Below are 21846 nucleotides of genomic sequence, written 5' to 3'. Positions count from 1 at the left end.
TCCTGTTCTAAATTCTAGCCTTATCAGATCTGCTACAAGAGCAAAATCCTTCATTAATCTACTACGTAAGTAATTGGTTAGCTTGTCTTCATGATACCATTGAGAAACCGATTTTACAATAACACAATTTCACAATAACTCATTTGTAGATGTCGAATTGTACTATGTTGCACAGTTTGAGTATGGTTTGCTGTTTGTAGGGTTATATCTTTGTCGTTTGAATGGAATACATATTTTTTAGTTAAAAAAGTGGTGGGATATATCATTTGAAGTGTATTTACTTTTAACTAAATTAACCTCTTCTGTTTAATCGTTAATTGTAAGTACAATTATCTTAAGAACTAAGTAAAGGAGATGTACAAATGAAAAAGCTCACTCTAATTGTATTGCTTTGTTTATTTTGTCTAGGAGGGGTAGATAGAGAGTTTACAGCTGATGAATTGCAACCAGGACCATATGGTGATGTTCCTGAAGAAGAAACTGCATGAGGGATTTAAAGTCTCAACTAAATTTGAATGTATTGATTACGCAAGCAGCGAATAACTATCCCGTTTCAATCCCCTGTCCAATTCTTAAACATACCGATTGTTATTATGTGGATTTGCAGAAACCTGCTTATATTGTTGATAAAGATGTATTAGGTCAAATCATATATGAATTATTAAATAAGCTTGATTTAACTCAATGTTGTACTCCTATCGTTATTGCTCTTAGAGACAGTACAGTTAATCGAATGGAAAGTAAAGGGGTATATGTTTTAGACAGTACTAATAATCAATTTATTTACTTATTTGGGGCAAAAGATCAAGAGAAATTTTTTGAAGAGATTAATCAAATTAGAATGGATTTACAAATAGATACCCCTTTACTTCTTAGTTATATAAGTGATTTTGTAGATGAAACAGATTTTAAACGAAGGTACACAACTGAATTAGATTGTTTATTAGACCTTCATGGAAATCTTTATGGAAAGCATACATTTTTAGATGGTTCTCAAGAAGTCGAATTAACGCTACTAGATAAAACGTTTAGACTTAACTTACTTCACTGGATTACTAAGAAATGATGTGATGAAAAATGATAAGTAACTATAGGGAAACTGCTCTAATGAAAAGTAAAATCATTAACGTAGAACCAGAGTATATTTATTATTTGAGTGAAGGGACTGCTCAGTTATGGGAACTACATAGTGATGGTACAGAAATATTAATCAGTGTACTGAAGGCTGATGACGCTATAAGGTTAAAGAACGTTAATTTTAATAGTGTATATGAGTTTAGGGCAGTCAAAGAAGATGCATTTTTCTTAGTTTACAAATGGGATCCGGTTAACTCTCTAGAAGAAAAATACTTTTTACTTAATAAAGTAACAACGACATTAATGAGAACGGAATTATTGAACCTTATTAAGCGAAAAAAGTTTGTAAGAGATCGTTTAATTTCTTTGCTCCAATACTTAGTTTATGAGCATGGTGAAGGATGGAAAAATAACTACTCTGTGATTCAGCTTTTGTTGACTCATGAGGAAATTGCTAGTCTGATTCTTTCAACGCGTACCACTGTAACTAGGATTTTAAATGAGCTTAAGAAAGAAAACCTAATAACATATCTTCACGGACATATCTGTTTAAGGGAAGACTTCATTGAAAATTCTGATAATTATGAAAGTTCTGGCGTTGTTTAACGAACCATTTCTTCTCTATCAACCGACATGGATTGGATTGATCACTTTCGTACTTCTATTTCATGAATTATTGAGTGCCAGCAAATAATATTCTGAAGATTTTTTATAAAACCTCAATTCATGATAATAACCAGCTAATTCTTTAGACATTTTTTTTATCAAAGGGGGATATTTTTCTATCTCAGCACATTTTATAGCATATTTCATGCACTTTTCATAATTTAAATAATCCCCCCTCTTTTTATAAACCATAGCCTTTATTGCATGTAATTCAATTTCTATATGAGGTAATTTGTGTTTTTCTACTATAGCGAAAGCCTCATTTAAAAGGTTTTTAACAGATAGCCATTCCTTTTTGTGTAGTTTGATTTCTATTAGACCTTTAAAGATATAGGCCTTGTGAACATCATTATCTGTATTGTTAGAGCTCATAGTATAATATGTAATTGCTTTATCAAATTCTTCCATTTTTTGGTAGACTCTTCCTGCGTTATATGTAATCATAGTGGATAAAGCAAGCTTATTTGTTGATTGTAATCTATCTAAATAACTTTCTGCTTCATTGAGCATTTCAAGAGAAACATCATATTTTGAAAGCATATGATATTGTACCCCCATGGATACTAGTACGTTAACCAAGTTTTCTAAATCATTTTCCCTTTGAAATATGTCGTAAGCTTTTTTGCAGTAGTAGAGAGCTGCTGTTGTATCTTCATATATCCGTTGTTTAACTAGACTGATGTTATAAAATAATTTGGCGCTGTCTATACTTTTTTTATCAGGTATTAAAGTTTCAGAAATTGAATAATGGTAGTCCGATTTATTGAAGTCTTGTTTAGTGTAGAAATACTTACCTAAAGCGCTGTGTAGTCGATAATAAATTGCCTGTTCTTTTGGATCTGTTAATTCTAGAGCGTTTGTAGCATCGATTAATTTGAAGTACGAACCATAAATCGTATCTGCTTCATTCATTGCTTTTTTTCTTACTGAGTTTTCTAACAACGAGGTGAAGACTCTAATAAGTAACTGAGGAGGAATGAACTCTATCAATGCCATCTTTAGTAAAGCTTCCTCGTTTTTAGAAAGGCTACTATTTTCTTCTTCAATTTTAGACAGAATTGTTTTTATTTCTTTTTGAAAATTATCATTATTTTGATTATTGAACATTTCAAAATTCACATTAAGTTTAAGCGATACTTTTTTTAAAAATTGATTAGATGGGTTTGTTTTTCCATTTTCTATTCTACTCAAGTATGGGACTGAACATATTCCTTCAACTAGTTCAGACTGTGACATTTGTCTATGTATTCTCAAATGTCTTATCCTTTCTCCTACACTAATACTCATAGTCCTCCCCCCTTTTTTTGGAAACTGAATATTCTGTCTTTTTTTAAGGTAACTATGGATAGTTGTATAAACAACAATATACTTAAGGACTTGTGTTGTGATTTGAAAGTAATGGTTCTTATTTAATGCATTATAGCATACCTAGATAATTATCACCTCCATTAGTACGACGGGTAATAAGATTTCCAAGTGGAATAGTACTCCTTTTCTAAACATAAAGAAACCGAAGAATGCATGCGATATCATGTAATTCAAATCATTGTTCGTTAATTAATATTCTACGAGCGAATGCCATGAATGAAAAAGGTGTGAATAAGCTCCACATTTTGGTCTTGTTGGAATGAACATCCCATTAGATGGTTGTAGGAGCTCGTGAGGTATTAGAAAGTCATCTTTTATAAACTAACAAAGCGATCACCAAATGGTGATCGCTTTGTTAGTTTGGTATTTCGACGATTGAAGGAACCAATTTAGGGTGTTTTTCATTTGTTGATGATATCCATCAAGGGTCCTTCTATCGATAGGATTTCAACAAGGCATGAGACACAATACTACATTGATGCATTCCGCAAAAAAGACAGGCTGCTCAGCCTGCCCTCCTCGTATCTTAATAAGGTTATTCAATTCAAATTTCTAACTTCTTATTGCATTGCATAGTCGTTCAATTCTCTTTCTGGATAAGTTAGCCTTGAAATTACATAATTCATATAAAACCTATCTAAATTACTTAAACCTAGAAGTAGGAGTTTTTTGTATAACGCATTAGTTACCCATCTATTTGCAATTACAACATCATTGTAAAGGAAATAGTGGGTATTATCTTCAGAGAACGTCGCTTTATGTCTTTGGGATGCAGATTCTAACTTTTGGTTGAGTTGTTCTCGTCTAAAAGGCATATAGAAGTTCAGTTCCTTTTTTCTAACAAGAGGTCTGATTTGATGGAAGAATTCCATTAGATCCTTAGTTAAAGGAGTTTGTCCTAAATTGAAATTTAATAATCCCTCTTCAAAATCCTTCTCATATTTACGTCTGAATTCTCGCTCAACCCTTTCTTTTTCTTTCGTATTTAAGCGATTAATAAAGGCGATATAATGGGAAAGATGGCAATTATAAGCTAGGCCATCTAGGTATCCTCTTTCTTCATACTCTTCTAACGAACTATGAAATTTCATGACTTCTTCGATGACTTGGTATAATGAATTTTCCTTGAAATATTCGTTGCAATAATACGAATCAAAAATATGATTGGTTTGTCTAAATAAATTATCCTCCAAATCCTTAGAAAAAATGGAATTCTCTATATTAACGATAACTTTATCTTTGTGTATCGGATTGAATGGCTTCGAACTATCCAGTATACGGGCGGTAGACTCATATTTATGGATAAATTCTGAGTCATCATAATTTGTTAATGATTCAGAAACGCCTTTCTCTAATTCACTGACGAATGGTTGTAAAGTGGTAACGTCAAGTTCACCTCTCAGATGTAGGTGATAACCATTTTCCCAGCCTTTATCGACTATGAAGTTGTGGTTAGTTATGAGTTTTGTGATTGTACTTCTTAATCCTTCTGAAGGATCTACTACAAAACATTTAATGCTATAATTTTCCATAACAGTTAAACAACCCCTCTTAGGTAATAGCTTATGTTAGAAAATGCAAACCGCATATATTGACTAGCTTCTTCTTCTAAGTCTCTCTTAAAAGGAAAGTGTCTATTCATTGACATGTGAATGATGCTTCGAATCAGATAGAAGAGTTCTTCTTTACTTATGCCAGCTTTATTGATTGATCTAAGAACCTCCTTCGATAAACTCTTATGTTTAGATGAGAGTTCATCGAATTCCTTTTCGTAATCCTGCAATGATTGTAATACTATCTTTCGAAATTCATTGCGACGTTTAGAAAAAGGCTTAACGTACTTCGGATTTTTTGAGATGCTGTTTTCAAGATACTCATAAAGTAAATCTGTATCGTCACCCAGCAACCCGTACAAAGCATAACTAGAAAGATAGAGTGCGCGTTCGATTTCATTATAATTTGAATAAAGAGACTTGATTTTTCCAATGGATGTTGTGTCAACGGAGAATAGTTTATAAACCTTTTCATAAACATCTTTTCCTCCATATCTGTTGATCTCAGGATGAAATAGTGTTTTTTTATAATCGTAAAGATCTCCAGAGGTAATCAAATCTACTAACCTCTTTTCTAGCTCAATATCGTTCTTATAGTCCTTTTTGTATCGTAATCGAATATGTTCTCTGTTGTTCTCATCAATGAAATTTACTATGAACAAATTTTCTAAGTTCACACCATCTTCGTTAAGTTTTAAAATAAACTGTTCAATCTTCTCTCTCTTTCCATTCCTATAGTATAAATAATAAGAACTAACGTTAGGATCCGTCTCATCCAAAAAGGGTCTAGATACTTCAAGTGCTTTTTTTAAATGTTTGTGTTCATGTTCTTCGTTTGTACAAAGATCGCTGCTAGAAGAATAAATCCAGTCACATACATCATTATTTTCGGCGTTTTCTAGTTCTGGAGCCTCCATTAGTACTAATTCATAGCTTTCTCCTACATTACGTTTGCAGCTTTCCAAAAAACTAATAGCTGGATTGTTGTTATTAGGTACAGGCAAGGAACGGTCTCCTTCTAGAAGGTATATATACTTAAGTTTGTTTAGTTCATACTTGTCGATTATTTGGTTTATCTTGTTGAGGCGTTCTTCTTCAGTACTGTCTAGGTTGAATTTGATGTTTACTCTTGCTGGAGATAAAATGAAATCTTCGTATTCTATTCGTGGAATGAATTCTAAATAAGAGAAACTGTCAACTGGGAAGTCACTAGGGTATTCAAAGCAATACCTATAGAACTCATTTAGAAAGACCGCAGCAGGATGCTCATTAAAGTTTCTATAGCCAAATAGGTGAGTTGATACCGGGTAAACGGTCTCATCTTTATATGTTAAGTAGAAACGATTATTGTGTGCTGTTACGTTTATTTCATTTAAGGGGATTCGATTAACTGTATTATCAGTTCTTCCTGTGCAATCAATAAAGGTACTAGACTCACTTTTATGTGTTAATCCTAGGTCTTTAAAGTAGTTACTGACATAATTCACTTCAGAAAAGTTAGGTTGGCTAATTGGTGTTTCTTTTTCCGATAATGAAAAACGACCGGTGAATGAATGACGTGGAAATGAGAAAGCGTTTGGTGGTAAAAGTAATTGATCTTCACATGATACTAATTTACAATCATATGAAGTTGGAATTCGATCTTCCCCTTCATCTCCGTAAATTCTTTTAAGACTTGAAAAGTCATTTGATGATAGCTTTAGTTTATCTCCGTCCAGAAAATTGGATTGCATAATTCTGTTTAAAAGGTACTCTTCGATTTTTTTGTTCGTATTGTTTACTGGTGAATATTTAGGTAAGCCAATTCCTATATCCCTATCTATCATCTGGAGTAAAGGAACTTTGGTAAAAGAGCCATACTTACCTACGAAGATGTTATGATATTCCTTCCAATCAAAAGCTTGATGTTTATTGAAAAATTGCATAATCTTTAATGACTCATCTACATTAACATTATTTGTAACTTCTTTTTTCTCGTTCATTGTGTCATAAATGTAAAGATCTACAATTAAATAGGAAGAACTCTTACATAGTGATGCCATTTTTTTCGTTAAATCTTTGTATATTTCAATTCCTTCGCCAATCTCAGCAGCTCTATACCTTTCTAAACCAACCTGTATATCATCTAATTTTGATATAAGTACTTCATCTTCATTACAACACTGCTTTAATTTTCGGATGAAGGCTTCAGAATCCCTATTAATTGAGTAGCTGGACAATTCCGTTTTGATAACATCCTTTTTGATAAGGTCTTCCACCACACCTAATACCAATTTCTTGTGAGCTTCTTCGTTGTACTCCTCTAAAATGCTTTTTAAAGAAGTAGGGTTTTTCAAAGATTCAAATAAAATGTCCAAAAAATCTGAATCATTAACATAAACGTATGATTTGTTGCCTTTCATAGACTTTTCCAAAATGTATTGTCGGTCTTTCTTGTATAATGTAGGGTTTAATACGACTTTAATATCGGAATTCATGGTCAATGAATTCTCTAATTTTTGCATGAGTTTGTATTCCCATTCTAAAGAGATCTCAGCTTTTTTAAATTGGTTCTTATCATTAAATGCGTCTGCTTGATCTAAGCAAATTCCAGAATTCAGACGATTAGGTTGTGGCCTTGCTGCCATTCTTAACAAGTACTTTACTAGGGACTTTCTGGTCTTATCATCTATTTTTTTGTTGTTAGTTACTATCTTTTTCAACTTATTATACAAAGATTCACTATTGAGTAGAATTCTTTCTAAAAAAACAGTATCTTGTATTATTTCATACAAGTAGGAATCTTCGTTTTCAGTAAATAAATGCTTTGTAACATTAAATTCCATAGCAGTTTTACGTTTAATCATCTTTATCCCTCCGTATTATGCTTTTGAGAATTTTAAGTCGTTAATATGTACTGGGGGTTTATTTTAAGAATAAACTGCTCTCCTAATCAGTGTTGTATTTTATAATACAATGAAGAAGATATATACATTAGACAAACAGGATCTTAAGGTGTGCAGGCGTGGAATTTAGCAATCGAGAGGTGCTTTCTAGTAGTGATAATGGCTGGCGCGCTTCGAGAGGAGTGCTACGTTTCTGCCTGAATATGTGATAGGTCAGTTCATAACAGAGATGAAAGAAATAGACGTTAAGTAAAGAAGCAAAAAAGCTCTACCATCTGAAGGAGATAGTCGAGCTTTTTTGCCAATATTGCAGCGAATGCTGCTATTAGTTTTCTAAGTAAAGTCACGGCCCTTATTTAGTAACGATGATGACAGAACCAACGTAAGAAGCTTCCATCTCTTGCATAACTGGAGATGCATCAACGTTGTAGTCCTCTAGTTCAACTTTGATATCGTATGCTGCGACACTCTTTTTGTTTTCCATGAGACAACCTCCTCTTAAAGTAGCTTATCGGTCAATTGTAATAACAGAACCCACCCAAGAAGCCTCCATCTCTTGCATAACTGGAGATGCATCAACGTTGTAGTCCTCTAGTTCAACTTTGATATCGTGTGCTGCGACACTCTTTTTGTTTTCCATGAGTATAGCCTCCTCTCGGAGTAGTGTAGCGATCAACTCTACAGCCATTCTGTAGAGTCATGTTCCTTACTTAGTAACGATGATGACAGAACCAACGTAGGAAGCCTCCATCTCTTGCATAACTGGAGATGCATCAACGTTGTAGTCCTCTAGTTCAACTTTGATATCGTGTGCTGCGACACTCTTTTTGTTTTCCATGAGTATAGCCTCCTCTCGAAGTAGTGTAGCGATCAACTCTACAGCCATTCTGTAGAGTCATGTTCCTTACTTAGTAACGATGATGACAGAACCAACGTAGGAAGCTTCCATCTCTTGCATAACTGGAGATGCATCAACGTTGTAGTCTTCTAGTTCAACTTTGATATCGTGTGCTGCGACACTCTTTTTGTTTTCCATGAGTATAGCCTCCTCTCGAAGTAGTGTAGCGATCAACTCTACAGCCATTCTGTAGAGTCATGTTCCTTACTTAGTAACGATGATGACAGAACCAACGTAGGAAGCTTCCATCTCTTGCATAACTGGAGATGCATCAACGTTGTAGTCCTCTAGTTCAACTTTGATATCGTGTGCTGCGACACTCTTTTTGTTTTCCATGAGAAAACCCCCTTTCTAACTCCCTCGAGTTTTTCTAATCAAAATGATATAGGGTTTCTTTAGTGTGGGGTGTATTTTAAAATACATTGAAGTTTGAATTTTCAATCTTATGAACGGGTGCCTTGTATCGCAAGAAAGAAGACTTATTTTAAAAGAGGCAGAAAAGAAGGTATTAAGTTTAATTTTGAATAACTCAAAATTTCAGGAGAACCTTCAGGATATTTTTGTAAAAAAAAGACTCTGACCATCAATTTTAGATGATCAGAGTCTTTTTTATGGATAACCCGTATAGGATTTGAACCTATGTCTTCGCCTATAAAGGGCGACGTCTTAAACCACTTGACTAACGGGTCAATAACTATAATAACGGAATCGTATTTATTTATCAAGTCTGATATTTCAGAAAAATTAAAAATTTAATTCGTATAAGCCCGTCGAAGTAATCATTGAGTATCAGGCTTTAGCTTTATAATCAGTAAATAGATTTATATGGTCTATACTAGGGAGTTTACGTAAAACCGAACTGCTCAACCAAAAAATGCTGAAAAGGACCATTGAAATACCGCAAACCATTATAGATACTGAAGGGGCGAATGTCTCACCTAGAAAACCGCCGATTAAAGAGCCTACAGGCATCCCTAAAGAAGCTGCACTAGTTATGACAGTAATGACTCTCCCTACATACGCTGTTTCTACTTGCTGCTGTATAGATGAGAAGACGAGTATATTTATAATCCCAATAGATATTGCTCCTAAGCAGAATAAAATCATCGATGCCATCAATGGTAATGTTGAAGCTCCCATCCACATAATACCTGTCCCAATAAAAGTAAAGATAATTAGCTTGCCAAAGTTGATTTTCTTTACTCTTGGAGAAAGGATCGCACCTATCATTATACCTAGAGACATTGCAGCTAAATAAAACCCATATACAGCTTCTAGACCATCGCCTTTTTCAAGTGAAAATGCTGGTAAATTAGTTGTCATAATCACCATAGCGATATTGATAAATACTAAAGAAGCAAGCATTTTAGTCACTAATGAATTTTTTATGTAGTTGAATCCTGCTCTAAGGTCTACAAAGTAGAAGTTAACTGCAGACCCAATAGACTGAGGCTTTTCATTCTGAAAGTCAGGCTGTTGGAAAGTGAACAATGAATATATTATAGATACTAATACTAGGCAGGTAGCAGTAATGATAATGGCCGGAATCGTGCCAACCAATGTAATGATAATGCCTGCTCCCGCGATAAAAGCAATATCCATGGATTCACGAATTGTTTGCAGATAAGAGTTTGCCTCAACAACATTATCTTTACCTACAATGATTGGTAAAATCGTTGATTCAATTGGATAAGTATATTGTGTGAATAAAGCAGTGATAAATAATAAACCAATTACATACCAAACATTTAAGCCAGTTGTGTAATGTAATAAAGGTATTGTGAATAGAATGAGCGCTTTAATAAAGTTGCTATATACTAAGCCATTTTTGTATTTGGCGTAATTGGCTAAGGGGGCAATTAAAAAAGCCAATACATTTGCTGATGATATTGCAAAAAATGCAAATCCTGAATATAGGACGCTTCCACTCAATTCCAAAACTAGCAACATCCCTGCAACTGAGTAAATACCACTTCCAAGTCCATTTATAAAGACTCCTGATATCAATATTAAGAAGTTTCTTTCCATTACGAAGGGCTTTATTTTTTTCATTCTTCCTTCTCCTCCTCATTGAACTCTTTAATGGTGTATTCTACAGAATAAGGTGATTGTTCTTCAGTATCCTTTTCGTGATAAGATAAGTTACCAAACTTCAAGAAAAGATTTTCAAGTTCTTCATTTAATTGATTTAAAAGCTTGTCTGATAGATAAATGTTTGCAGATTTACCATCAATAAGCCCTGGAGTATCTACTTTTTCAGGGTTTTTAAATGAGACAGCCTTAGACCTGTAAAATTTCTCCACTACCCCCTTGTCAGTGTTTATGCTTTCCACTTTTATGATTTCATACTTTAAAAGTTGTTGAATGTGATAGTAAACAGTTCCAGGATTTTTCCCCACTAGGTCAGCTACTTGTTTAGGTGTCATAGCTTTTTCGTAAAGAAGAGCTACTATTCTAGAACGCAACGGATTAGATAATACTTTTTGTTGGTTCCAATTAATTTCCATGATATCTGGGTTTCTTTTAGTTTCTTGCATCATTCTTAGACCCCTTTGTTATTCGTTTGGATTCGCAATTTAATTTGTAATTATAATACGATTTGTAAATCCAAATGTCAATGTATGGGACGAAAATAAAAAAAACGGGACCCTCAGAAAACGAAGATAGCGTAAGTAAAGAATTAAAAACTTTCCCTACGCTTCTTCTTTGCCTTAAGTTTTCGCCGTTAATAATACTCTTACGCAACATAATTTTTAATGTGCGTATTCTACGTTTTACTGTCTGGATCTCGGTAGTATTTACTTCAATACTACATAAGCATTATTATGTTATTGCGTAATTCAATATCATAATGATGATCTTTTTTATTTTTAATGTATATCGGAGTTGCTACTAAGTAATTAGTCAAATGCATGTTGGAAACATACTTGAAAGAAACGTATCTACATTAACCAAAATGGCCCCATTAACAAATGCGGTTCTAGTCATTTATCAGTAGTAATGAGGTAACTAGTACAATACTACATGTGGAATGTAGCTCAATGATACAAAAAGTAATTAAACCAAACGATGATATCAGTTATAAGCGCCCGTAATTGATAGAGCCTTTTGCTAGTTCTTTTTATTTGAGAATTGTTCTTATGCAATCATGAATTGTTTATTCGAGCAGACTAATGTATCAAAGTTTTCGCTTTAATTTAAAAATATACGCACAGTAAACAGATTCAGCATTTACCTAACGCTCTCCCTGGATGAAGTAGTTCCTATGTTTCAAACTTACCTTAACTCAGAATGTAGCTACTATGTAGTAATGAGTTAATGAATTATATAATACATTAACTCATTACTACTCGTTTAACATGTGTTACAATGCATATAATTACAACTATGGAGGGATTCATGTGAGTAATGATTATTTGACTGAAGAAGAAATGTGGAAAGAAATTCAACGATTGCGTGAGGTAGAGAAAAAGCAAAGTGAACTCCTAAAGAAAATGACCGGTAAAGGTTTATATGAAACACGGATTAAACCTAATGAGGATGGAGTAGTCATTGTGGATCCAGATGATCCAGATCAAAAGAAATTATGGGATCTGGACTAAAAGATGAATGATATAAACCCAAAGGATGTATACGGGGTGGAGATCGCTTTCTATGATAAAAAAACGGGACAACTTAGCCTGAAGGCAAAGCGTCCTGCTTTAGTTGTCGATGTAGATGACAATGTAGCGATGCTAAGAACTCTGACATCTCAGATTGATAAATTTCCACCCACACGATTTAGCGTAGGCGTGGAAAAGAATGAGACAAATGGGTTAAAAAAGGATTCGGCAATAATGTGTACACAAGACAATACCTTCAATATGCCTGTCGAAGAGCTTAAAAAACTTGAAAAATACGGTACTGTCACAACCAGACAACTCTTGGAAACGATACAAATGTCTAATGCTTGTAACCGTAACGGAATTCAGCTAAGGAAAAGTGTCCAACTCGGAAGACAACAAGGTCTATAAGGACCGTGCTACATAAGTACAATCATGCTCATATTACATACTTAAATCATGGTTTCTAGAATGCATAGATTGTCTTACATGACTCTCCATTTTAGCAATGGCTTGAGAAGGGACTTCTTGATTCCTGATCATATCGTTTTTTGTGTCTCGATAGTTATTTTCGGCCGTCAGACAATCCACGAGCTTTTCTTCAGTTAACTTTCCTGTATTTTCTGTTTTCACTAACTGCTGCAGGGTTTGATATTGAGACTTTAAATCTTGAAGTGAATCCTGCTTTTCCTTAATACTTTCAATGTTATTCGTTTTATTTAAGTTCAAATCCTGCGTTTTTGTTAGCTCTGCTGGAGATAACATCAAGGACGTATTGTACCCCTTTTGTTTTGCTTCTTCGATTTCATTGGCGTTCTCTTTTGAGAGAATGTCTTTAGATAACGAAATGTTGCGTCCCTTATGGTTGATGATGTCAGTACTGTTTAAAGGATACTCCCAATTTTCGTTGTTTCTCAATTTGAATCAGTCTCCCTACAAGAGATATTATGACTAATATACACATTTTAAAATAAAGGTAAAATAAACCATTTAAGTGTGTATTTAATACAAAAATACAATACTACAATAATTCAACACACCAATACTACATGTAGTACTTTATTCTATCGTAGTTATATCATCATAGGATGAACGCTGAAAAGCTGTTGAGGTAAAATATTGATTTGCTCACAAAAAGGGGGGGGGCAGGAAAGTGCGGATTTAAAACGCTAAGCATCAAATTCGCTTTAGGTGAGTCAGGTGAAAGTACAGCTTTGGACACTAAATTTACATATGAATTAAATTTACAGCACCATCATTCATTTACTATTCCTCGAAACCGTGTCTTTCGCTAAAAAGCAGGTTATTTGAATATTTGAATTCGAGATTATATGAATTTACCGCCCATACTATTATCACTTTATCCATCAAAGACAAATGGGTGAAGAACAACGTTAACTCCTATTCAGTATTACTACTTGCAGCTAATGAAATATAATAAACTTTAGGACTTCCCATTAAGGAAAGCCCTTGTTTACTTCCAAGGTAAAGCACATATTGCGCTGATTTTCTTAAAATTTATCAAGCACAATTGGCAGGTAAAACAGAGAGAGCTCCCCTGTTTAAAATCGAGCAACATCGTCCTCGTCAATGATGGCCTCCCGAATAAACATTGTCCTTCCACCTGGGGTTTGTTCTTTGATGTGTTCCTTAAATTCTTGAATAACAGATTTCATCTCAGGTATATTTCTAGCACCAAAGAGTTCTTTTGTCATTTCAAAGAAACGTCGGCTTTTCAGTTTGCGCATAAATCCAATGTTGTTGCTATTGAAGTAAGGATAGGTTTTTGGTGACCAAGAATCAAAGCTAACTTGTTTATTATGAATGAAGCTCACAAAGTAGATAAGAAAATCCATCTCGACTATTTGTTCTGAACTCAATGATGGGTGGCTCGCCCGGCGCCTTAGTAATTCTCCAGACGTCGAAATATAATTCTGTCCAGCTGAAAGCTGCATTTGCTCGATAAATCTAGGATAGGAGGCAAATAGACCAATATACCCTTCTATGTCGCGTTTGAGATGGTCTGTGACAAAATAATAGTTCTTTATGATCTCCTTAATAGCAGAACGCTCATTGTAATTATAAAGCACACCTACTATGTAAATCACCAGTTCATTCACAAATAGCTTCATGTGATCAAACTGAGCCTCATAAAATGTGTCTTGGTTGTCCCGTGTGTATATGATTGGATATAGGGACTCTAGAAATTCAATGAGAACATCAGTTTCAACATGGTCCGCTTTCCTTACATACGTTTCAAGGGCCTCTATGAAAACATCACGTAAAGCGGTGGTGGATTCAAGTTTTTCAAGAATAAGCTCTGGTAATTTATCACCTGAGACATGCGATTCCGTGCTGATTGAAAAGGAAGAGAAGTCTCGCTTGAATTTTTCTAAAAAGTCTCGAAAATAGACGTCTACTTTTGAGCCATTCTTATCCGCTCTGTGCTTGAAGCTTCTCAATTCAAAGCGACTCTCTAATGGTGACTCCTCTTCCTCATCGGTCAAAAAAGAAGGAGCGGTCCCTCGTTTAGGTCTTTTGTATTCGGGTTTTCCGTAAAGATTACGAAGAAGTTTTTCATATCCTGCTTCATATGCTTGTTGTGAAGACATGTCGATGTAATGCTTTCCTTTTAAATACGTTGGCAACGGAGCGCTTCCGTCGGATTTTCTCTCAGCAATGATAGGGACAAATTTAGTCTGCTCTGCATCATCGTATACTTCCGGAGATATAATTAGAGTTTCTGTACCGACCCCTCCTTTACGTCCATTAGCTTTCTCTTCATAAGCTATATTGCATATGACCAATACTTTTTTAATAGATATATCATTTACGGTGCTTTCCATAAACTTATTAAGGTCCTGTCCTTCTTTATTGTCCCACTTATCATAGACCACAGGAACACCATTACCTTCTAATCTGTGAGCTAATTCGTCTACCCATTCTTCATGTTCCGGACTAGACCAAGTATAGGACAAAAACACTTTATCGGGAGTCGTTTCTTCAGCCATATATTCACCCTCCTCTGAAAATCTGAAACAAATCAATAATAATTATTCCAGAAAATTAATAGACTTACAAATGAAAAAGCGAGTGCTGTTGCCCAGCACTCTCCTTTCCCATTTGTAAGTCTATTGTATTGCCTCGAAATTGAGTCTTACTGAAACGGGTGCTTTAGCTTAATAAGTCAAAGCAAAAATCGGATCCTTTACAAAGTTTAGGAACCGGTTTTTCTATGCTCTAATTTGTTTAGCATTGTAAATGCTCATTTCCTGACGCTTTCCCTTAAAAGAAGAACGAATACATATTTAAAAGTACCTCTTAACAGTTCACATACATAAAACATACATATTGGAAGAATTGGTGTCTCTCACGTGTTCTGTGTTGCATCGAAATATAATTTAACGAACTATCCCCTGTTTCAATGCAACTGAGAACACATGAAGTAACAGGATTAGCAGGGTATAGTTTATCTTTCTTTTAACTTAGCGTATAGAGTCGACCGTGGAATTCCTGTTGCTCTTACAATGTCAGCAACACTCATTCCAGTGACCTCACGCTGATCGTACATCATAAGAGCACGGTTGATATTTTTTTGGTCATGGCCGGGCCGGCCCATGTGCTTCCCTTGTTTCTTCGCCCGTTCTCGCCCCTCAGTCGTTCTTTCTACAATTAAATCCCTTTCGAACTGCGCAAATGAACCAAGGATGTTGAACATGAGTGTCTGCATACTATTCACTTCGGTTCCGGCTTCAAAATACATGTTGTCTTTAATGAAGTGGACACTTACGTTTTCAGCTGCTAATGATTTGATGATTTTGTTCAGGTCCATTATCGACCTTGCCAGCCGATCAATTTTAGTGACGACGAGCACATCTCCTTCTCGGACAAATTCCATAGCTTCTTTCAACTGATTTCGTTGTGCTGTACTCGTCCCTGTTACCTTCTCGACAAAAATCTTTTCGCAACCTGCTTCCTGCAGAAATTCCTCTTGAGTTTCAATATCCTGTCCAACAGTCGAAACTCGGGCATAACCTATTTTCATTTTCAGACCCCCATGTCTAAAAGATGCTATATTATGTACACATTATTATAGACTAAGTTTTAGATAGAAACCAATGGATTTTCAGGGTGTTTTTCCTGTATGAAAAAGATATGTCCAGAAGTTGAAAGTTTTGGATGAATTAAATAGCCTTCTCTTGTATAAGCAATTACAGAAAACAATAACTCATTAACACAATTGCACAACAGGTGCTTCAATATATGACCTAAACTTTACGCTTAGTATGAATTCTAAGTTAGGAGGCCATTTTGAACTGACTAATAATTCCTATAAGAAGAGGGACTTCCAACTATTGCAGAAGTCCCTCTTTTAACACTCAATCGTATATATCTATTGGATTACTCTCCAACCATCCCATCACCATCATTATCTCGCATATAAGGATATAACCAATGATCGTCTGTTATAGGCATACTGAACCCCGCATCTTTCGCTTCTTGTATGGTTACTTGCCCATTACCATTAGTATCAATGCTGGAAACATCACCTTGTTCTTCAGAATTAGAGACATCTGGCTCAGTTGATTCGTCACTATCTGTTAAACCTAAAGACTCATTCACTTCATCGGGATTTACATTTTCAAAAGTATCTATAACCTCATTACCGTTTATCGTATAAGAGTACTGATACTTAGAAGGTATTTGGGTGTTCGTATCTGAGTAAGAAATGACTGCTTCAAAATTAGTTGCTCCGTCTGCTTTACTTATTGCGTTTTCCATGTATGATTGGTCACCATGACGGTTTAAAGCACTTTCTTGAGGAGTAATATTATAAGCGTTTGATACCCCTCCTAATGAGTCAGCAATAACATGTCCTTCATCTAATACATCACTTTCTACACCTGGAACTTTAGCTTCGTCAGAGAAGTATCTTCCACTCGATAGGACAGGTTCATTGCTATCATTTTGTAGAATAATCTCGTCAGCTACGACTCTCACTAATTGACCATGATCATTAGTAAATGCCCAGTACTCTCGATCCCCAAATCCTATGTCCACTACAACGTTCGATTCTCGATCACCACTTAGATCACCGCCGTCCACCTCAATGAGTTCATAACCCTCAAACTGGTCATCATTCGTTTCTGGGGATGTTTCCTCTATTGACGGCTCATCCTCCGTATTTATTGATGTATCTTCTTCTAGATCATCACCGGCTGTAGAATCAGCTTCTTCCTTTTCAGCATCTTGATTTGTATCAGTTGCAGCTTCTTCTTGTGGATACGCTTCCTCATCTATCATGGATGCATCTTCAACGTCGGTACATCCAACGATAAAGATGGTTATTAAGAGCAAGACAAAAACCTTTATTTTCTTTCGCATTTAGGACCTCCACTTTGATTTTCTTTATGTATCCTTTCTACTATATCATCTTCTAACATGTGAAACAGATCCTTCATATAGTTATCTTCAATTTAAGGCTTTACTTAACAGAAAGGCTCTGTTTAAGTTCGTTGTTGATATTTATAGAAAAAAATAGGACTACCTTATAAGGTAGTCCTATGCAGAATGATTGTCTTATTTAAATAGCCCACAGAGAGCGCTAATTATGGGATAGTATATTTTCCTAAAAAACCTTTAAGCTACGATTATAATGGAATAAGCAAAAACAAGGATGTTAATTGACATTAACATTAACCTCTTCCAACCTCTTCCTCCTATGGCGCTAATGAATCCTAATAAAGGTAACACAAAGAGCCCTATGAACATCATTTCCCCTGGTATTGTAATGAAAGACTGATTTATAAAAACGGTTAATAAAATCAACCCATAGACAATAACGAAGAAGGAAGATATTTTGTGGTTGCTGCTATATAAATCACCAACCCACTGTTTAGCCACCTGAAGGTAAAAATCATCTTCATTACGATAATAACGCAGAGATTCAAATGCAGAAACTAAACTGTCAATAATTGAATACTTGGGTGTTTCAGGTCCTTTTGACAAGTCATCGTTCAAGTATCCTTTACTAATAAAACGCTCTCGGAACTTCTCTATTACTTTAATAGGTTCTTTGTACATATTCCTTTTTAACATTAGTCTCATTAAGAAACGAAGAAACATTAGCTGTGTGACATCAAAAACACTTCGCATTATAAAAACCTTCCTTTGCATACTATCTCACACTTTTTCTTATTTAACTATTGTGGGTAACGTTCCCAATCTACTCCGCTGATTTGCGGAGCGAATCACCCTCTATCATACATTCAATAAAATTCATCCAGGTATGGAGGTGGCGCATTCGGTATAGCGCGGTATTGGTGAGGTCGGTGAACGTTTTACGGCAAGCTTTACAACGGTAACGCTGTTTCTTCACCGTCCACCATCGTGGAGTATTTTCCAAATCGCACAATGATTACGAAGTGAGAGCATCAATTAAGTATCCTCGTAAGCGATGCTTTTCAACTGGATTCAACGTTTGAATGGCTTTAAAGATATCGGTTGCTCTCACAATCGTCCCTCCCCCACTTATATTTGATAAACTCATTATAGAACCCTTGTTTGAATTGTACAAATATCAACAAAGTTTTAATAGAGCCAACAGAAAAAAAGCACCCCAAAAACACTGTCCTCTGAGGATAGTGTTTTTGGGTGCTTTTTTCATGTTTCTAAAAGGTGGAACTATTTTGCTTTTCGCTTGTTTTTCATTGGGATTCCATATTTCTTGCCATTATCTATTGCTTTCTTCGCTAAGTTTCGAGCTTCGCTTTTCTTCATTTAATGACACCTCTTCTCTTTGTTTTCTTACAATACATCATTACCAATGTTCTGAATATTATACATACTCCCCTCTCGTCCCCCATATATATGAAATTAAAGTTAGGACAGACAGACAGTGTCCCAGACTTAATTCCAGAAAAGAGGTGCTCCTATGAGTGGGGTAGAGGTTAGAGAAAGGAAGAATAGGAAAGCGCGATCAGACAAAAAGAGAGATATCAAACCGACAGTAAATACAGAATTGAAAAGCTGTGTGTATCGTCTTTCATTTGTCACGGATACACCTGTTAAGGATGTTATAGAAATTTTGTGTATGAAGGGATTGAACAACAGAATGGTAATCGAACACCTTTCTCAGTATTTCCGGAGAGATTATCAATTTAAAAGCACCTTTTACATAGGTTCTTTGGAGAACGAATCCCTACAGAGTAAGATTCAAACAGGTAAGAATGAAAGGATCACTACTCGTTTTAACCAGAAAGATTATGAAAGAATATACCTTCTATCTATGGCACTCGACGTAACTCCATCCAAGGCTACGGCTTTACTTCTTGATGCAAGCATCAGTAACAGCAACTTGCTGAATTCCTTTGTGAAATCCTATTTGCATACTCAATTGGACAAGCAACAAATGAAGGATTTGAAGTATGTCCTGAAATATATAAATAAGAACAATCCATACAATGAAGAAGTGTCCTGGTTCACTCTGGTATCCATGATTGTTGATGATTTGAAGGAAAACACGTCCAACGTGAAACAACGTATTAGCAGATGGATAGAAAGAAACAAGTAAGAAGTTATTTAGCAATTTATACTGACCTTACTTAATTACACGCTTTTAAATCCCCAGTATGATATAAAACAAAATTACAATAACTCATTAACACATTAACACATTTTTTATCTTGCATAGTCTAACCAATAATGAGCATTAGTCCATTATTTGGGGATTGTCAGGAAAATGCGGATTTACAACGCTAAGATACAGTGTTGCAACACTATAATTTATTTGCTTTATCTCGAAACTGAGTCTTTCGCAAAAGGGCAGGTTAGTTGAAGACTCAGTTTCGAGATAAATCCCTAAATTTGCCTCAAATTAAACGAATCAATTGCTCTATCCTTCTATATTTCATTTGGTTTTTAATGTATAATGATAACTATTTATCGAATATTTATGCAATTGTATTGAAGGAGTTTGAATATAATGGAATTGGTTTGTGAGTCTAATAAACTGGAGGATTATTTACTCGATTTAGATGAGGTGAATTATTCTAACTCATTAATAAAAGGGAAAATTCAAGAATTATTCAACCCATCTCAAACAGAGATAGAAAAAGCAAAAGTAGCTTTTGAATACGTACGTGATGAGATTTCTCATTCCTGGGATATTCAAGGGAAAAGAGTGACATGTAAGGCTTCAGATGTATTAAAATATAAACAGGGAATTTGCTATGCAAAATCACATTTATTAGCTTCCTTATTACGTTCTCAAGGAATTCCCACAGGTTTTTGTTACCAACGCTTAATGTTATTTGATAAGCCAGAAAAAGGATATTGCATTCATGCACTAAATGCTATCTACTTTAAATCTCTGGATAAATGGGTAAGGGTAGATGCTCGTGGGAATAAAGAAGGGATTAACTCCCAGTTTTCGATTATTCAAGAACAATTAGCGTTTACAACAGAAGAAAAATTTGACGAGAAAGACTATCCTGTTATTTATGCTAAGCCTCATTCAAAAACTTTGGAAGTATTAAAAGAACATACAGATGCCGTTGAGATGTATAAATCATATTTACCACAGTTTTTGTAACAGCCACCTGAATACATGATTTATGTATAAATCATAATTGTTTTGTTTGAGTGAAGAAGTACATAAGAAGAGGGTATAGAAATGCAATTATCAATTAAAAAGGCCAATCTTAAGGATTATTACCATGTTGCAGAAATGGCAGCTAAGCTTTTTTCAGAGTTGGGCGAAAGAACTATTCTTATAAAAGAATTATCTGATGTTTGTAAGGATTTACTCAGGAAAGATAATTACACTGTATTTTTGGCATTTTGGGAAGAAGAATGTATCGGAATGATTACCATATATGAAGTAACATCAATGTACGCACGCGGATTGATGGGAGTTATTCAAGAACTATATGTTCTACCTGCTATGAGGTCTGACGGAATAGGTGCCAAACTAATTGGAGAAGCAAAGGAACACGGATCTAAAATAGGGTGGAAATTCATAGAAGTCGGTGCCCCAAGTCCAAAAAAGTGGGGAAGGACCATCTCTTTCTATAAAGGATTGGGTTTTGAAGAAAAAGGCCCACGCCTTAGATTGAAATTTAATTAATTTCACTCAAGTTCAGCTTATATTGTCTCTATTTCAAATCTTCAACAATCGGGGGCGATTGTTCAATATAGACGATCGTCCTTTTAACTAACAGAGCAGTGTACTTTAATAAATGGAGGGGGGGAACAATATGAGATGTGAATGTAAACAACAAAAAACAAATGAATTAAAAGTTGAGGGAGATGTAGGTGCAGACCCTATTTGGTGTAATCACTGTAATTGCAACCTTGACATAGAAGAGATTCCAATTGAACTCGATTTGAAGTTGGAGTTAATGAAATGGATTGGGAAGTATGGTGAATGGATTGATTGGGATAAAGATGAAATAGTTCCTAATGGTGTAGAACTTGAAGCAGAACATAATAAAGAGGGATTGAAAATAACAGAAAAAGTACAGAAAGAACTTGAAGGTAAATACAAAGTTTCCTTTTCACCATCGACATTTGCAAAGGCATATAAATAGAATACATTCATCCTTCTGGTCTCAAGGCGTACTTTAGTTAAAGATATGCTTCAATATCTTGAATACAAGTCTTACGCTAGCGGGGGCGCGCGACAAGTTCTGCTATAAACGCATTTTAGCGTGAAAAGCAGGAAGTTTATTTAACTAAATTTTAACTGTACAACGGAGGATGGGAATGAAGGATCCATGTTTCCCGAAACCATCCCG

At 35.0% G+C, this 21846-nt stretch carries 24 protein-coding genes and 1 pseudogene; 9 read left to right on the top strand and 16 right to left on the bottom strand.

Going from position 1 to position 21846, the window contains the following annotated elements; translation table 11 throughout:
- Positions 1 to 362 precede the first annotated feature (362 nt).
- From GLV97_RS20225 to GLV97_RS18620, 3 genes are read left to right on the top strand one after another with little or no spacing between them, the layout of a single operon-like run.
- Entirely contained in the window at positions 363 to 488 is a 126-nt protein-coding gene (locus GLV97_RS20225) for a hypothetical protein (protein WP_272917365.1), read from the top strand.
- Complete coding sequence (locus tag GLV97_RS18625) at positions 485 to 1066, top strand: hypothetical protein (RefSeq protein WP_160890303.1); 582 nt, start codon at positions 485 to 487, stop codon at positions 1064 to 1066. The genes GLV97_RS20225 and GLV97_RS18625 overlap by 4 nt, the downstream gene beginning before the upstream one ends.
- Positions 1067 to 1107: 41 nt before the next feature.
- The gene (locus GLV97_RS18620; RefSeq protein WP_160890302.1) at positions 1108 to 1683 is read left to right on the top strand and encodes a Crp/Fnr family transcriptional regulator; all 576 of its coding nucleotides are present in this window, start codon (positions 1108 to 1110) and stop codon (positions 1681 to 1683) included.
- Positions 1684 to 1743: 60 nt separating this feature from the next.
- Here the strand turns inward: GLV97_RS18620 and GLV97_RS18615 are convergent, their stop codons facing one another.
- The 10 genes from GLV97_RS18615 to GLV97_RS18595 all read right to left on the bottom strand — a co-directional run bounded on the left by GLV97_RS18615 (position 1744) and on the right by GLV97_RS18595 (position 10987).
- Positions 1744 to 3030, bottom strand: a complete 1287-nt coding sequence (locus GLV97_RS18615) for a helix-turn-helix transcriptional regulator (RefSeq protein ID WP_160890301.1) — start codon at positions 3028 to 3030, stop codon at positions 1744 to 1746.
- A gap of 641 nt (positions 3031 to 3671) precedes the next feature.
- Positions 3672 to 4643 carry a hypothetical protein gene (locus GLV97_RS18610; RefSeq protein WP_160890300.1) on the bottom strand — a complete coding sequence of 324 codons (972 nt, stop codon included), beginning with the start codon at positions 4641 to 4643 and terminating at the stop codon, positions 3672 to 3674.
- A 5-nt stretch (positions 4644 to 4648) separates the two neighbouring features.
- Positions 4649 to 7510 (bottom strand): thiopeptide-type bacteriocin biosynthesis protein, encoded by a 2862-nt coding sequence (locus tag GLV97_RS18605; protein ID WP_160890299.1) that lies wholly within the window; start codon positions 7508 to 7510, stop codon positions 4649 to 4651.
- Between the two features lie 391 nt (positions 7511 to 7901).
- Entirely contained in the window at positions 7902 to 8033 is a 132-nt protein-coding gene (locus tag GLV97_RS20220; RefSeq protein WP_272917364.1) for a hypothetical protein, read from the bottom strand.
- 24 nt (positions 8034 to 8057) lie between these two features.
- Entirely contained in the window at positions 8058 to 8189 is a 132-nt protein-coding gene (locus tag GLV97_RS20215; RefSeq protein ID WP_272917363.1) for a hypothetical protein, read from the bottom strand.
- 66 nt (positions 8190 to 8255) lie between these two features.
- Entirely contained in the window at positions 8256 to 8387 is a 132-nt protein-coding gene (locus GLV97_RS20210) for a hypothetical protein (RefSeq protein WP_272917362.1), read from the bottom strand.
- A gap of 66 nt (positions 8388 to 8453) precedes the next feature.
- Complete coding sequence (locus tag GLV97_RS20205) at positions 8454 to 8585, bottom strand: hypothetical protein (RefSeq protein WP_272917362.1); 132 nt, start codon at positions 8583 to 8585, stop codon at positions 8454 to 8456.
- 66 nt (positions 8586 to 8651) lie between these two features.
- Positions 8652 to 8783 carry a hypothetical protein gene (locus GLV97_RS20200; protein ID WP_272917362.1) on the bottom strand — a complete coding sequence of 44 codons (132 nt, stop codon included), beginning with the start codon at positions 8781 to 8783 and terminating at the stop codon, positions 8652 to 8654.
- Positions 8784 to 9236: 453 nt separating this feature from the next.
- Positions 9237 to 10499 carry an MFS transporter gene (locus GLV97_RS18600; protein ID WP_160890298.1) on the bottom strand — a complete coding sequence of 421 codons (1263 nt, stop codon included), beginning with the start codon at positions 10497 to 10499 and terminating at the stop codon, positions 9237 to 9239.
- Positions 10496 to 10987: an ArsR/SmtB family transcription factor gene (locus tag GLV97_RS18595; protein ID WP_160890297.1), complete on the bottom strand. Its 492-nt coding sequence runs from the start codon at positions 10985 to 10987 to the stop codon at positions 10496 to 10498. Before GLV97_RS18595 ends, GLV97_RS18600 begins: the two co-directional genes overlap by 4 nt.
- Positions 10988 to 11848: 861 nt before the next feature.
- Here GLV97_RS18595 and GLV97_RS18590 point away from each other — a divergent pair.
- Together GLV97_RS18590 and GLV97_RS18585 are read left to right on the top strand one after the other, a co-directional pair.
- On the top strand, positions 11849 to 12049 hold the full coding sequence (locus tag GLV97_RS18590; RefSeq protein WP_160890296.1) for a hypothetical protein: 201 nt from the start codon (positions 11849 to 11851) through the stop codon (positions 12047 to 12049).
- A gap of 36 nt (positions 12050 to 12085) precedes the next feature.
- Entirely contained in the window at positions 12086 to 12460 is a 375-nt protein-coding gene (locus GLV97_RS18585) for a type II toxin-antitoxin system PemK/MazF family toxin (protein WP_160890295.1), read from the top strand.
- Between the two features lie 33 nt (positions 12461 to 12493).
- Here the strand turns inward: GLV97_RS18585 and GLV97_RS18580 are convergent, their stop codons facing one another.
- From GLV97_RS18580 to GLV97_RS18555, 6 genes and pseudogenes are all read right to left on the bottom strand, one after another.
- Positions 12494 to 12967: a hypothetical protein gene (locus GLV97_RS18580; protein ID WP_160890294.1), complete on the bottom strand. Its 474-nt coding sequence runs from the start codon at positions 12965 to 12967 to the stop codon at positions 12494 to 12496.
- A 644-nt stretch (positions 12968 to 13611) separates the two neighbouring features.
- Complete coding sequence (locus tag GLV97_RS18575) at positions 13612 to 15060, bottom strand: toll/interleukin-1 receptor domain-containing protein (protein ID WP_160890293.1); 1449 nt, start codon at positions 15058 to 15060, stop codon at positions 13612 to 13614.
- A 458-nt stretch (positions 15061 to 15518) separates the two neighbouring features.
- The gene (locus GLV97_RS18570) at positions 15519 to 16094 is read right to left on the bottom strand and encodes a recombinase family protein (protein WP_160890292.1); all 576 of its coding nucleotides are present in this window, start codon (positions 16092 to 16094) and stop codon (positions 15519 to 15521) included.
- Positions 16095 to 16450: 356 nt separating this feature from the next.
- Entirely contained in the window at positions 16451 to 17434 is a 984-nt protein-coding gene (locus GLV97_RS18565; protein WP_202410679.1) for a DNA/RNA non-specific endonuclease, read from the bottom strand.
- 255 nt (positions 17435 to 17689) lie between these two features.
- The gene (locus tag GLV97_RS18560; protein WP_160890291.1) at positions 17690 to 18205 is read right to left on the bottom strand and encodes a hypothetical protein; all 516 of its coding nucleotides are present in this window, start codon (positions 18203 to 18205) and stop codon (positions 17690 to 17692) included.
- 73 nt (positions 18206 to 18278) lie between these two features.
- Positions 18279 to 18563: pseudogene (locus tag GLV97_RS18555) on the bottom strand (transposase); the annotation flags it as partial.
- A gap of 420 nt (positions 18564 to 18983) precedes the next feature.
- On the opposite strand from GLV97_RS18555, the gene GLV97_RS18550 reads away from it, so the two are divergent.
- The 4 genes from GLV97_RS18550 (at position 18984) to GLV97_RS18535 (ending at position 21639) form a co-directional block, all read left to right on the top strand.
- Positions 18984 to 19622: a hypothetical protein gene (locus tag GLV97_RS18550; RefSeq protein WP_160890290.1), complete on the top strand. Its 639-nt coding sequence runs from the start codon at positions 18984 to 18986 to the stop codon at positions 19620 to 19622.
- A gap of 411 nt (positions 19623 to 20033) precedes the next feature.
- On the top strand, positions 20034 to 20642 hold the full coding sequence (locus GLV97_RS18545) for a transglutaminase-like domain-containing protein (RefSeq protein ID WP_160890289.1): 609 nt from the start codon (positions 20034 to 20036) through the stop codon (positions 20640 to 20642).
- 81 nt (positions 20643 to 20723) lie between these two features.
- Positions 20724 to 21176, top strand: a complete 453-nt coding sequence (locus GLV97_RS18540; protein WP_160890288.1) for a GNAT family N-acetyltransferase — start codon at positions 20724 to 20726, stop codon at positions 21174 to 21176.
- A 130-nt stretch (positions 21177 to 21306) separates the two neighbouring features.
- Entirely contained in the window at positions 21307 to 21639 is a 333-nt protein-coding gene (locus GLV97_RS18535) for a hypothetical protein (RefSeq protein WP_160890287.1), read from the top strand.
- The last annotated feature ends 207 nt before the right edge of the window (positions 21640 to 21846 follow it).

The organism is Halobacillus litoralis, assembly GCF_009856355.1.
Taxonomy (GTDB): Bacteria; Bacillota; Bacilli; order Bacillales; family Halobacillaceae; genus Halobacillus; species Halobacillus litoralis_B.
Note: the sequence above shows the minus strand (reverse complement) of the source record. Positions and strands in the feature narration are given on the sequence as shown.

Excerpts from the sequence above, each read along its gene's own strand:
- GLV97_RS18605 (WP_160890299.1), bottom strand. The coding sequence starts at position 7,510 with ATGATTAAACGTAAAACTGCTATGGAATTTAATGTTACAAAGCATTTA.
- GLV97_RS18615 (WP_160890301.1), bottom strand. The coding sequence starts at position 3,030 with ATGAGTATTAGTGTAGGAGAAAGGATAAGACATTTGAGAATACATAGA.
- GLV97_RS20210 (WP_272917362.1), bottom strand. The coding sequence starts at position 8,387 with ATGGAAAACAAAAAGAGTGTCGCAGCACACGATATCAAAGTTGAACTA.
- GLV97_RS18575 (WP_160890293.1), bottom strand. The coding sequence starts at position 15,060 with ATGGCTGAAGAAACGACTCCCGATAAAGTGTTTTTGTCCTATACTTGG.
- GLV97_RS18620 (WP_160890302.1), top strand. The coding sequence starts at position 1,108 with ATGAAAAGTAAAATCATTAACGTAGAACCAGAGTATATTTATTATTTG.
- GLV97_RS18565 (WP_202410679.1), bottom strand. The coding sequence starts at position 17,434 with ATGCGAAAGAAAATAAAGGTTTTTGTCTTGCTCTTAATAACCATCTTT.
- GLV97_RS18550 (WP_160890290.1), top strand. The coding sequence starts at position 18,984 with ATGAGTGGGGTAGAGGTTAGAGAAAGGAAGAATAGGAAAGCGCGATCA.
- GLV97_RS18560 (WP_160890291.1), bottom strand. The coding sequence starts at position 18,205 with ATGCGAAGTGTTTTTGATGTCACACAGCTAATGTTTCTTCGTTTCTTA.
- GLV97_RS20225 (WP_272917365.1), top strand. The coding sequence starts at position 363 with ATGAAAAAGCTCACTCTAATTGTATTGCTTTGTTTATTTTGTCTAGGA.
- GLV97_RS18595 (WP_160890297.1), bottom strand. The coding sequence starts at position 10,987 with ATGATGCAAGAAACTAAAAGAAACCCAGATATCATGGAAATTAATTGG.
- GLV97_RS20205 (WP_272917362.1), bottom strand. The coding sequence starts at position 8,585 with ATGGAAAACAAAAAGAGTGTCGCAGCACACGATATCAAAGTTGAACTA.
- GLV97_RS20220 (WP_272917364.1), bottom strand. The coding sequence starts at position 8,033 with ATGGAAAACAAAAAGAGTGTCGCAGCATACGATATCAAAGTTGAACTA.
- GLV97_RS18545 (WP_160890289.1), top strand. The coding sequence starts at position 20,034 with ATGGAATTGGTTTGTGAGTCTAATAAACTGGAGGATTATTTACTCGAT.
- GLV97_RS18535 (WP_160890287.1), top strand. The coding sequence starts at position 21,307 with ATGAGATGTGAATGTAAACAACAAAAAACAAATGAATTAAAAGTTGAG.
- GLV97_RS18540 (WP_160890288.1), top strand. The coding sequence starts at position 20,724 with ATGCAATTATCAATTAAAAAGGCCAATCTTAAGGATTATTACCATGTT.
- GLV97_RS20215 (WP_272917363.1), bottom strand. The coding sequence starts at position 8,189 with ATGGAAAACAAAAAGAGTGTCGCAGCACACGATATCAAAGTTGAACTA.
- GLV97_RS18625 (WP_160890303.1), top strand. The coding sequence starts at position 485 with ATGAGGGATTTAAAGTCTCAACTAAATTTGAATGTATTGATTACGCAA.
- GLV97_RS18600 (WP_160890298.1), bottom strand. The coding sequence starts at position 10,499 with ATGAAAAAAATAAAGCCCTTCGTAATGGAAAGAAACTTCTTAATATTG.
- GLV97_RS18610 (WP_160890300.1), bottom strand. The coding sequence starts at position 4,643 with ATGGAAAATTATAGCATTAAATGTTTTGTAGTAGATCCTTCAGAAGGA.
- GLV97_RS20200 (WP_272917362.1), bottom strand. The coding sequence starts at position 8,783 with ATGGAAAACAAAAAGAGTGTCGCAGCACACGATATCAAAGTTGAACTA.
- GLV97_RS18570 (WP_160890292.1), bottom strand. The coding sequence starts at position 16,094 with ATGAAAATAGGTTATGCCCGAGTTTCGACTGTTGGACAGGATATTGAA.